Source organism: Streptomyces sp. NPDC127084 (genome assembly GCF_042724175.1).
Lineage (GTDB): Bacteria > Actinomycetota > Actinomycetes > Streptomycetales > Streptomycetaceae > Streptomyces.
In genome coordinates, this window is record NZ_JBHXFA010000088.1 from 14,428 (window position 1) to 25,010 (window position 10,583).

9 protein-coding genes are annotated in these 10,583 nt (G+C 70.6%); 4 read left to right on the forward strand and 5 right to left on the reverse strand.

Going from position 1 to position 10,583, the window contains the following annotated elements; genetic code table 11:
* Positions 1-157: 157 nt before the first annotated feature.
* Complete coding sequence (locus ACFWI9_RS20665) at positions 158-1,504, reverse strand: class II 3-deoxy-7-phosphoheptulonate synthase (RefSeq protein ID WP_387164011.1); 1,347 nt, start codon at positions 1,502-1,504, stop codon at positions 158-160.
* Positions 1,505-1,718: 214 nt separating this feature from the next.
* On the opposite strand from ACFWI9_RS20665, the gene ACFWI9_RS20670 reads away from it, so the two are divergent.
* Together ACFWI9_RS20670 and ACFWI9_RS20675 are read left to right on the forward strand one after the other, a co-directional pair.
* Positions 1,719-2,261 (forward strand): hypothetical protein, encoded by a 543-nt coding sequence (locus tag ACFWI9_RS20670; RefSeq protein ID WP_387163986.1) that lies wholly within the window; start codon positions 1,719-1,721, stop codon positions 2,259-2,261.
* Between the two features lie 210 nt (positions 2,262-2,471).
* Positions 2,472-4,379 carry an anthranilate synthase family protein gene (locus tag ACFWI9_RS20675; protein ID WP_387163987.1) on the forward strand — a complete coding sequence of 636 codons (1,908 nt, stop codon included), beginning with the start codon at positions 2,472-2,474 and terminating at the stop codon, positions 4,377-4,379.
* 375 nt (positions 4,380-4,754) lie between these two features.
* Here the strand turns inward: ACFWI9_RS20675 and ACFWI9_RS20680 are convergent, their stop codons facing one another.
* The 4 genes from ACFWI9_RS20680 to ACFWI9_RS20695 all read right to left on the reverse strand — a co-directional run bounded on the left by ACFWI9_RS20680 (position 4,755) and on the right by ACFWI9_RS20695 (position 8,784).
* Positions 4,755-5,783 (reverse strand): 6-phosphofructokinase, encoded by a 1,029-nt coding sequence (locus ACFWI9_RS20680; protein ID WP_387163989.1) that lies wholly within the window; start codon positions 5,781-5,783, stop codon positions 4,755-4,757.
* Between the two features lie 156 nt (positions 5,784-5,939).
* Positions 5,940-6,647, reverse strand: a complete 708-nt coding sequence (locus ACFWI9_RS20685; protein ID WP_387163991.1) for a response regulator — start codon at positions 6,645-6,647, stop codon at positions 5,940-5,942.
* Entirely contained in the window at positions 6,644-7,888 is a 1,245-nt protein-coding gene (gene macS, locus ACFWI9_RS20690) for a MacS family sensor histidine kinase (protein WP_387163992.1), read from the reverse strand. Before macS ends, ACFWI9_RS20685 begins: the two co-directional genes overlap by 4 nt.
* Positions 7,889-7,947: 59 nt before the next feature.
* Entirely contained in the window at positions 7,948-8,784 is an 837-nt protein-coding gene (locus ACFWI9_RS20695) for a lysophospholipid acyltransferase family protein (RefSeq protein WP_387163994.1), read from the reverse strand.
* A gap of 310 nt (positions 8,785-9,094) precedes the next feature.
* On the opposite strand from ACFWI9_RS20695, the gene ACFWI9_RS20700 reads away from it, so the two are divergent.
* Together ACFWI9_RS20700 and ACFWI9_RS20705 are read left to right on the forward strand one after the other, a co-directional pair.
* The gene (locus ACFWI9_RS20700; protein WP_387163995.1) at positions 9,095-9,892 is read left to right on the forward strand and encodes an alpha/beta hydrolase; all 798 of its coding nucleotides are present in this window, start codon (positions 9,095-9,097) and stop codon (positions 9,890-9,892) included.
* A complete protein-coding gene (locus tag ACFWI9_RS20705) occupies positions 9,840-10,553 on the forward strand; it encodes a hypothetical protein (protein WP_387163996.1) in 714 nt (237 codons plus the stop codon). The genes ACFWI9_RS20700 and ACFWI9_RS20705 overlap by 53 nt, the downstream gene beginning before the upstream one ends.
* Positions 10,554-10,583: the final 30 nt, after the last annotated feature.

The following is a 10,583-nucleotide window of genomic DNA, read 5'->3' on the forward strand; positions in this document are numbered from 1 at the left end:
ACTCACTGTCTCGATCAAACACCCACCCCCCCCCCCCCAGCCGCGGGCCCCCACCGCGGCGGGGCCGGCGCGGCCGCCAAAACACCCCCCCCCCCCCCCCCACAGTCATGCCGGGTGACGCCGAGCGACCACCGCACGGGGTCGCCGCCCGCGATCACTACTGGTCGCGGTACATCTCCGCCACCAGGAACGCCAGGTCAAGCGACTGGCTGCGGTTCAGCCGCGGGTCGCAGGCCGTCTCGTAGCGCTGGTGCAGATCGTCCACGAAGATCTCGTCACCGCCGCCCACACACTCGGTGACGTCGTCGCCGGTGAGCTCGACATGGATGCCGCCGGGGTGCGTACCGAGCGCCTTGTGGACCTCGAAGAAGCCCTTGACCTCGTCCAGCACGTCATCGAAGCGGCGCGTCTTGTGCCCGGAGGCCGCCTCGAAGGTGTTGCCGTGCATCGGGTCGGTCACCCAGGCCACCGTGGCACCGGACGCGGTGACCTTCTCGATCAGCCCGGGGAGCCGGTCGCGGACCTTGTCGGCGCCCATGCGGACGATGAAGGTCAACCGGCCCGGCTCGCGCTCCGGGTCCAGCCTGTCGATGTACTGGAGAGCCTCGTCGACCGTCGTGGTCGGGCCCAGCTTCACCCCGATGGGGTTGCGGATCTTCGAGGCGAACTCGATGTGCGCGCCATCCAGCTGGCGGGTGCGCTCACCGATCCACACCATGTGGCCCGAGACGTCGTACAGCTCACCGGTACGCGAGTCGGTACGGGTCAGCGCCGACTCGTAGTCCATGAGCAGCGCCTCGTGGGAGGCGAAGAACTCGACGGTACGGAACTCGGCCGGGTCGGTGCCGCAGGCCTTCATGAAGTTCAGCGCGTTGTCGATCTCGCGCGCGAGCTGCTCGTAGCGCTGACCGGACGGGGACGACTTCACGAAGTCCTGGTTCCAGGCGTGCACCTGGCGCAGGTCGGCGTAGCCACCAGTGGTGAAGGCGCGCACCAGGTTCAGCGTCGAGGCGGACGCGTGGTACATCCGCTTGAGGCGCTCGGGGTCCGGGATACGGGCCGCCTCGGTGAACTCGAAGCCGTTGACGGAGTCGCCCCGGTAGGTCGGCAGTGTCACCCCGTCGCGGGTCTCGGTGGGCTTGGAGCGCGGCTTCGAGTACTGTCCGGCGATCCTTCCCACCTTGACGACCGGCACGGACGCGGCGTACGTGAGCACGGCGCCCATCTGGAGCAGGGTCTTGAGCTTGTTGCGGATGTGCTCCGCGGACACGGCGTCGAACGCCTCCGCGCAGTCGCCACCCTGGAGCAGGAACGCCTCGCCTCTGGCGACGGCTCCCATCCGGGCGCGCAGCTGATCGCACTCGCCCGCGAAGACGAGCGGCGGATACGACTCGAGGTCCGCGATCACATCGCGCAGAGCCTCGGCATCGGGGTACTCGGGCTGCTGCGCCGCGGGCAGGTTTCGCCAGGTGTTGCCACCTGTGTCGGTGGTCTTAGCGTTCACGGTCACCTCGACAACATTACGGGGTCGGACGCGGAGTCCAGACCTCTGCTCATTTTTTGAGACAACCCTCGCCAATCCATGATCCTTGCCGCGCTCCTCCCCTGGTACGAGGAAGCCCGGGGGCCACGGGCCGGAACACCCCGTATACGCTGCATACGCTCTCCCGCAGATGGGGGACTGACATGGACACCGGCGGCGTGGGCGGTTAGACGACGTGCGAAACGCGCGGGCGGCAGCGGCGATCACCGGGGCAGTGCTGTGCCTCGGCATGTCGATCTGGGGGGTCTGGCTGGTCTTCGGCGCCAGGCTGACGGCGGTGACGGGCTCGGGCCCGGCCGACGGGGTCCTCACCGTGTCGGAGTGCCATGGCAACCACGACATCGGCGCCAGTCTGCTCGGGCTCGACTGCGAGGGTGTCTTCGCCGCCACGGGAAGCCATGGCCCCGCGTCCCAGGACGACGTGGTGTTGGTGGGAGCCGACGAGGACTATCCCGCGGGCACCCGGGTCGAGGTACGGCTGACCGGTGGCGCGGCCTTCGAGCCCTCGCCCGTCGAGTTCGTGACGTACGCGACCTGGGCGGCGCTGCTGCTGACCCCGGGGGCGGTGGCGTGTCTGCGGCTGTCCGCACTCGCCTGGCGCGGTACGCCCCCGGCACCCGGTGGCTACGCCCTGCTGGTCTTCGTCGGCGGAATCGGCGTGCTGCTGCTCGGTCTGGTGGTGCAGCTGCTGACCTCGATCGCCGTCGCGCTGTTCTGAGCGCGCTGCTAAGGTGCCTCGCGTGTACGCGCTGACCGACCGGAACTGGTGGTGGCCCGCTGAGACGGCGGCCCACCTCATCGCGCGTGCACCCGAGGATCTGTAGAGAGATCCGAACACCACCGCGAAGGCCGCCCGAGGGGCGGCCTTCTTCCGTTTCCACGGCCGTTCCTCCCTGACGCTCTCCCCCGCCATGGAAGGAACACAGCGATGGACATCATCAGCAGACTCCTGGACGACGACGGCGAGTCCCGCCGCCCCTTCGCGCTGCTGCGCAGGCGCACTCCCGGCCGCGACCGGGACACCGTCGACGTACTGATCGGCCCGGTCCACGAGGCGCGGCGGCTGGCCGACATCCCCGTCGGCGGGCTGCCCTCGCTCGCGCTGGTGCCTTTCCGGCAGATCAGGGAGCGCGGTTTCGAGGTGCGCGACGACGGCACCCCGCTCGCGGTACTGGTCGCGGAGGAGGCGTACGAGCTGCCGACGGACAAGCTGCTGGACCGGCTGCCCGGGCACGAGGTGCGGGTCGAGCGCGGTGTCTTCGACATCGGGGACGAGGAGTACGCGCGGACGGTGCGCCGGGTCGTCGAGGACGAGATCGGGCGGGGCGAGGGGGCCAACTTCGTCGTCCGGCGCACGTTCACGGGCGAGATCCCCGGTTTCGACAGGTCCGACGCGCTCGCCCTGTTCAGGCGGCTGCTTGAGGGTGAGCGGGGCGCGTATTGGACGTTCGTCGTGCATACCGGTGACCGCACCCTGGTGGGCGCGAGTCCTGAGGTGCACGTCCGGATGTCGGGCGGGACCGTGGTGATGAACCCGATCAGCGGAACGTACCGCTACCCGGCCACCGGGCCTTCGGTGGACGGGCTGCTGGACTTCCTCGCCGACCGCAAGGAGGCCGATGAGCTCTCCATGGTGGTGGACGAGGAGCTGAAGATGATGTGCACGGTCGGCGACAAGGGCGGTGTGGTGATCGGCCCGCGGCTCAAGGAGATGGCGCACCTCGCGCACACCGAGTACGAGCTGCGCGGGCGCTCCTCGCTCGATGTGCGGGACGTGCTGCGCGAGACCATGTTCGCCGCGACGGTCACGGGCTCCCCGGTGCAGAACGCCTGCCGGGTGATCGCCCGCCACGAACCCACCGGGCGCGGCTACTACGCGGGGGCCCTGGCCCTGCTCGGGCAGGACGCGAACGGGGCACAGACCCTGGACTCCCCCATCCTCATCCGCACCGCGGACATCTCCGCGTCGGGTGCGCTGCGTGTACCGGTCGGCGCGACGCTGGTCCGGCACTCGGACCCGATTTCCGAGGTCGCGGAGACCCACGCCAAGGCCGCGGCGGTCCTGTCCGCGCTGGGCGTGGTACGCCCCGTACGGGCCCCCCGGGACGCCGGTACGGTACGCCCGCGGCTGGCCGCCGACCCCCGGGTGGGGGCGGCACTTGCCGCACGCCGCGACGGTCTGGCGCCGTTCTGGCTGCGGATGCAGTCCCTGCCTCCGGAGGCGACCGGGCACGCCTTGGTGGTGGACGGCGAGGACACCTTCACCGCGATGCTGGCCCATGTGCTGCGGGGGGCGGGCCTGGAGGTGACCGTGCGCCGCTACGACGAGCCCGGTCTACGCGAAGCGGCCCTCGCCCACGAGGGGACGGTCGTGCTCGGCCCCGGACCGGGTGACCCGTCGGACGGCGGCGACCCGAAGATGCGCTTCCTGCGCTCGCTGACGGCCGATCTGCTGGGCAGGGGCGCGGGCGGCGGGCCTCATGGGCTGCTCGGCGTCTGCCTGGGGCACGAGCTGATCGCGGCGGAACTCGGCCTGCCGATCGCCCGCAAGGACACTCCGTTCCAGGGTGCCCAGGTGCGGATCGGTCTCTTCGGTGAGGAGGAGACGGTCGGCTTCTACAACAGTTTCTCGGCGGTGTGCGACGAGGCGGCGCGGGAGCGGCTGTCGGCCCTCGGAATCGAGGTCAGCCGCGACACGGGTACGAACGAGGTCCACGCGCTGCGTGGGAACGGATTCGCGGGGATCCAGTTCCACCCGGAGTCGGTACTGACCCTGCGGGGTCCGGAGATCGTGCGCGCGCTACTGAAGGGGCTGGTCCGGGCTCCTTCGGTGTAGGGGCGGCGTCGGGGATTCGCCGCGGTGGGCCGCACCCAGCGGCGGTGACCGAGTCTCCGGTCCCGGCCTCCCCCGGATACCGCCCCGGGACCCCCGGGGCGGGCCTGGGCCGCCGGGCTCGCCCAGGGCATTTCCGCCTCGCAGGACTGGGGCTGCACCCTGCGGGGGCGTCCGGGGTGCCACACCCCGCCGCGTCGCCTGGAGTGCCTGTCCCCGACCTCGCCCGACTCCGCCCCGGGGTACCCCCAGGACGGGCCGGGGTCCGGGCTTGACCGGTGCGTGTACGAAGTCGGGCCCGGACCCGGCCCGGCGGCTGCGGGCGGTTCCCGGGCCCGGCTTCGCTCGGCTCCGGCTCCGGCTCCGGCCGCTCGCCGCTCAGCCGAAGAAGACGCCGGCTTCCTGATACAGCGAGGGGTCGACCGTCTTCAGCCTCGCCGTCGCCTCGGAGATCGGGACGCGGACGATGTCCGTGCCGCGCAGCGCCACCATCTTCCCGAAGTCCCCGTCGCGCACCGCCTCGATCGCGTGCAGGCCGAATCGGGTCGCGAGCCAGCGGTCGAAGGCGCTGGGGGTTCCGCCACGCTGGACGTGGCCCAGGACGGTGGTCCTGGCCTCCTTGCCGGTGCGGCGCTCGATCTCCTTCGCCAGCCACTCGCCGACGCCGGAGAGCCGCACATGCCCGAAGGAGTCGCGTGACTCGTCCTTGAGGACCATGTCGCCGTCCCTCGGCATCGCGCCCTCGGCGACCACCACGATCGGCGCGTACGAGGCACGGAAACGGGAGGTGACCCAGGCGCACACCTGCTCCATGTCGAAGCGCTGCTCCGGGATGAGGATGACGTTCGCGCCGCCCGCGAGGCCCGAGTGCAGGGCGATCCAGCCCGCGTGGCGGCCCATCACCTCGACCACCAGCACCCGCATATGGGATTCGGCGGTGGTGTGCAGCCGGTCGATGGCCTCGGTGGCGATACCGACCGCGGTGTCGAACCCGAAGGTGTAGTCCGTGGCGGACAGGTCGTTGTCGATGGTCTTGGGCACGCCGACGCAGTTGATCCCGTAATCGTCGGCGAGCCTGGCCGCGACCCCGAGGGTGTCCTCGCCTCCGATCGCGATGAGGGCCTCGACCTCGTGCTTGGCGAGGTTCTCCTTGATCCGGCGGATGCCGTTGTCCTGCTGGAGCGGGTTGGTGCGGGACGAGCCGAGGATGGTCCCCCCGCGGGGCAGGATTCCGCGTACGGCGGAGATGTCGAGCGGGACGGTGTCGCCCTCCAGCGGCCCGCGCCAGCCGTCCCGGTAGCCGGTGAAGTCGTATCCGTACTCCTGGACGCCCTTGCGGACGATGCCGCGGATGACCGCGTTGAGCCCCGGGCAGTCGCCGCCCCCGGTCAGTACTCCGACCCGCATGGAAGTTCCCTTCGCCGTCGGTGGTGGCATAGGGGAGCCACGCTAGTAGTGACCCAGGTCACCACGGGACGGCATATCAGCTGAAATCCCATACGGCGGGCGGCTATCGGTGTCCGCCGCTCCGCCTCGATTCACTCGGACGAGTGATCGGCATGATCAGACGTCGTCCAGCCCGCGCTCGATCGCGTACCGCACCAGTTCGACGCGGTTGTGCAACTGGAGCTTGCCGAGGGTGTTCTGTACATGGTTCTGCACGGTGCGGTGCGAGATGACGAGCCGCTCGGCGATCTGCTTGTACGACAGCCCCTTGGCGACCAGCCGAAGCACCTCGGTCTCCCGATCGGTGAGCTGGGGCGCCTTCGGCTGGTCCGTGCCAGGCGCGGGTACGGGCTCCGCGGCCAGCCGCCGGTACTCCCCCAGGACCAGACCGGCCAGGCCGGGCGTGAACACCGGGTCGCCGACGGCGGTCCGCCGCACGGCGTCGATCAGCTCCTCCGTGCTGGCCGACTTCAGCAGATAGCCGGTCGCACCCGACTTCACCGCCTCCAGAACGTCCGCGTGCTCACCGCTCGCCGACAGCACCAGCACTCGCAGAGCCGGGTTCGCCGCGACCACTTCCTTGCAGACCTGGACACCGGGCAGCTCGGGCAGGTTGAGGTCGAGCACGAGGACGTCGGGCGACACGGCACGGGCGCGCCGTACCGCCTGCGGGCCGTCGCCCGCTGTCGCCACCACATCGCAGCCGGCCTCCGCCAGGTCGCGGGCGACCGCGTCCCGCCACATCGGGTGGTCGTCCACGACCATGACCCGGATCGGGGCCTCGGTGTTCTCCGCCGTGTCCGGCCCGCCGGTGGTCTTCGTCATCGCTTCGCCTTCCCCCGTGTCCCGCGCGGGACCTTGAGCTCGACTTCCGTTCCCTGCCCCGGCACCGAGACCAGCTCGGCCGTGCCGCCGATGTCCCGCAGCCGGCCGCGGATCGACTGCGCCACTCCGAGTCTGCCCTCTCCCTCGGCCTGGGCGAGCCGCCCTTCCGGAATGCCCGGACCGTCGTCCCGTACGGTCACGATCACCTCGTGCGACCAGTCCTCCACCAGGATCCAGGCCTGCGCCCCGTCACCGGCGTGCCTGCGGACATTGTCCAGGGCGGCGCCCACGGCGGCGGCCAGCTCGCGCGCCTCGCGCGACGGGAGGGGAACGGGCGCACCCGGTTCGGACAGGGTGACGCCGGCTCCGGCATACGGTGTGAGCAGGGTGCGCAGATCGCGCGGGGCCCCGTCGCCGTCAGCCACGGGTTCCTCGTCCCCCGGCGGGCCGCCGGGCTCGTTCACGACCCGCACGAGCGCGCCCTGGGTCTCGTCCTCCGAGACCCGTGGCGTCGGCAGCAGGCCGCCGGAGACCAGGGTCCGCAGGGCGACTTCCTGTTCGCCCGCCATCCGGCCCAGCTCGGCGGCCTCCCCGCCGAGTGCGGTGCCACGGCGCTGCACCATCGCCAGCACCTGGAGGACGCTGTCGTGGATGTCGCGGGCAAGCCGCTCCCGCTCCCGGGTGGCGGCCTCGATCTCCAGGGCGCGGGCCAGGGTGAGTTCCGAGGCGCGGGCGATCTGCACGACGTACCCGATGCCGATCGAGGCGACCCACACCAACAGCACGTTGTGGAAGGTGTCCCGGCTGGGTTCGCCGCGCTCGATGATGTTGGCCACGGCGACGAGCGAGGAGGCGAAACCGGCCCAGCGCCAGCCGCCCTTGATCGCGAACGCGAGGACCGAACCGGCGGTCCAGATCGACGGCAGGGTCGGCAGGTCGATGCGCTGGGCGTCGGTGTCGGCGAGCGGGGTGAGGAGGATGCCGGTGAGGGCGATGGTGATGTCGGCGGTGAGGAAGCGCTTGGTGCAGCTCGCTGCGTTGGCCACCCTGGGGAGGGTGGCCAGGGTCCACATGCCCAGGACGGCGAGATAGCCGATGGCCACCCACGGGTGCTCGAACCTGACGCGGCCGAAGACGAAGAGCAGCACGGCGTAACCCGCCGTCAGCAAGCGGTACGCGGTCAGGGCGCGCCACAGCGGCAGCTCGACCGACATCCGGACGACCCGCTCACGTCTGGGCATGCTCCTCCTCCGTCACCCCTCGCGCCCGCCGTCGCCGGGCGGCGGACCTTACGGCGCTGTCAGGCGTCGCGCCGCTCCGCTGTGGCAGCCTCCGCTGCTGCGTCCTCCGTGACCGCGTGGGCCGCGGCCGCGTCCTCCGCGCCGGATGCCGCGGACTGCCGGGCCGCGGAGTCCTCGGTCGCGGAGTCCTTGGCCGCTGCCTTCGCCGCCGCTTTCGCGGCCTTCTCCGCGTCGGCGATCTGGCGCTTGGCGGCGCTGGCGTAGATGTCGACGTACTCCTGACCGGAGAGCTTCATGATCTCGTACATGACCTCGTCGGTCACCGAGCGCAGGATGAAGCGGTCGTGGTCCATGCCGTGGTAGCGGCTGAAGTCGAGCGGCTTGCCGATCCGGATACCGGGTCGCATCAGCTTGGGCAGGAGCTTGCCAGGGGGCTGGATCTTCTCGGTGTCGATCATCGCGACGGGGATGACGGGCGCGCCCGTCGCCAGCGCCACCCGTGCGAGACCACCCGGCTTGCCTCGGTAGAGCCGCCCGTCGGGCGACCGGGTGCCCTCGGGGTAGATACCGAACAGCTCTCCGCGCTTGATCACGTCGATACCGCTCTTGATGGCCGCCTCACCCGCGCCGCGCGCGCCCGAGCGGTCCACCGGGAGCTGACCCACGCCCTTGAAGAAGGCGGCGGTCAGCTTGCCCTTCACTCCGGGCGAGGTGAAGTACTCGGCCTTGGCGATGAAGGTCACCTTGCGGTCCAGCATCGCGGGCAGGAAGAAGGAGTCCGAGAAGGACAGGTGGTTGCTCGCGATGATCGCGGGCCCCTCGGCGGGAATGTTCTCGAGGCCCTCCACCCAGGGCCTGAAGGCAAGCTTCAGCGACCCTCCGAGGGAGAACTTCATGGCGCCGTAGATCAACTCGAATGCCTTCCTGGTGTCCGACGCAAAGACCTTAACCCGTGCGGGTAGGAGGCCCTGCCTCCTGGTGCCGCGCTGAGGCGCCCTCGGACCTAGTCGGTGTCAGCGCCGTCGCGTACCGTGAAGGCACCTTCGGATCGTCGGCGGATCGACTGCGGATCGACTCGGGGCCGGGACCCGGCCTCAGAACCGGTCCACTGCCCCGGGTCCCCGCGATCCTCGCGATGCCCTGCCTTTCTTTCTCGCTCTTGAACTTGTCGTCTTGCGATTGCCTCTCACGAACAGGAGACGCCCGGTGCCGGTACTGCCTGGAGCTGAGCCCTACCGCCACGAGGGTGGCGAAGTCGGTGTCCTTCTCTGCCACGGATTCACCGGTTCCCCACAGTCGCTGCGCCCCTGGGCGGAGTATCTGGCGGAGCGAGGTCTGACCGTCTCGCTGCCGCTGCTGCCCGGCCACGGCACCCGTTGGAAGGACATGCAGCTGACCGGCTGGCAGGACTGGTACGCGGAGGTGGACAGGGAGCTGCGCACGCTCACGGAGCGGTGCAGCCAGGTGTTCGTCTTCGGCCTCTCCATGGGCGGTGCGCTGACACTGCGGCTCGCGGCCAAGCACGGCGACGCGATCAGCGGCATCGTGCTGGTCAACCCGGCGAACAAGATGCACGGTCTCGCCGCCAAGGCGCTTCCGGTGGCCCGGCATCTGATCCCCAGCACCAAGGGCATCGCCAGCGATATCGCCAAGGCGGGCTCGGAAGAGGTCGGCTACGACCGGGTGCCGCTGCGGGCGGCGCATTCCCTGCGTGAATTCCTGAAGCTCGTGGACGGGGAGCTGCCCCAGGTCACCCAGCCGATGGTGCTGCTGCACAGCCCGCAGGACCATGTGGTGCCGCCTGTCGACTCGGCCAGGATCCTCAGCCGTGTGTCGTCCCAGGAGGTCAAGGAGATCCTGCTGGAACAGAGCTACCACGTGGCGACGTTGGACCACGACGCGGAGCTGATTTTCGAGGAGAGCTACGCGTTCATCGGCCGACTCGCCCCGGATGCCGGTAGGTCTCCGAGCGGCGGGAAGAAGGGAAGCACATCCGGTGGCTGATCAGCACGACGCGGACCGGGACGACCGCGACCCGGAGCCGCAGCCGATCGACGAGGAGGCCGCGTGGGCGGCGATCGTCGCGGGCTATGGCGAGGAGCCGTCCGACCCGCCGGGTGCCAGACCGTTCAGGTCCATCGAGGATCTGGCACTCCCGGACGACCTGAACAGCCCGGACGAGACTGACAAGCCCGACAAGCCTGACAAGCTCAGGAAGCCGGACAAGTCCTCGAAGAGCGGGCCGCCCGCTTCCGAGGACTCCGGCGATGCCGACCAGGACGTCGAGCGCGGCCCCGGCTCCGTCAAGCCGCTGGGCAGCTCGATCGTGTTCGCGCCTGGCGTCGGCCTCGGCACGGGCCCCCGTGACTACGAGGTGCCCGAGGCGAGCGACGACGACCTCGGCGAGTCGGACGAGGGCCACTTCGTGCCACCCGAGCCACCGCCGCTGCCCGAGGCCGACACAACCGCCAAGTTCGCCTGGCTTGCCGTGATCGGCGGCCCGGTGCTGCTGCTGCTCGCCGTGCTGCTGGGCTGGAACATGACGTGGTGGCTGACCACGCTCGGGGTCGGCGGCTTCGTCGGCGGGTTCATCACCCTGGTGGCGCGGATGTCGCACGGGGACGACGAGGAGGACGACGATCCAGGCCGCGGCGCGGTGGTCTGACCAGCCGCCGTCCGGCAGGGCACCCCGGCC

Bases quoted from the DNA above. Each gene is read 5' to 3' on its own strand.
- ACFWI9_RS20695 (WP_387163994.1), bottom strand. From the start codon at position 8,784: ATGAAGTTCTCCCTCGGAGGGTCGCTGAAGCTTGCCTTCAGGCCCTGG.
- ACFWI9_RS20705 (WP_387163996.1), top strand. From the start codon at position 9,840: ATGCCGGTAGGTCTCCGAGCGGCGGGAAGAAGGGAAGCACATCCGGTG.
- macS (WP_387163992.1), bottom strand. From the start codon at position 7,888: ATGCCCAGACGTGAGCGGGTCGTCCGGATGTCGGTCGAGCTGCCGCTG.
- ACFWI9_RS20685 (WP_387163991.1), bottom strand. From the start codon at position 6,647: ATGACGAAGACCACCGGCGGGCCGGACACGGCGGAGAACACCGAGGCC.
- ACFWI9_RS20675 (WP_387163987.1), top strand. From the start codon at position 2,472: ATGGACATCATCAGCAGACTCCTGGACGACGACGGCGAGTCCCGCCGC.
- ACFWI9_RS20680 (WP_387163989.1), bottom strand. From the start codon at position 5,783: ATGCGGGTCGGAGTACTGACCGGGGGCGGCGACTGCCCGGGGCTCAAC.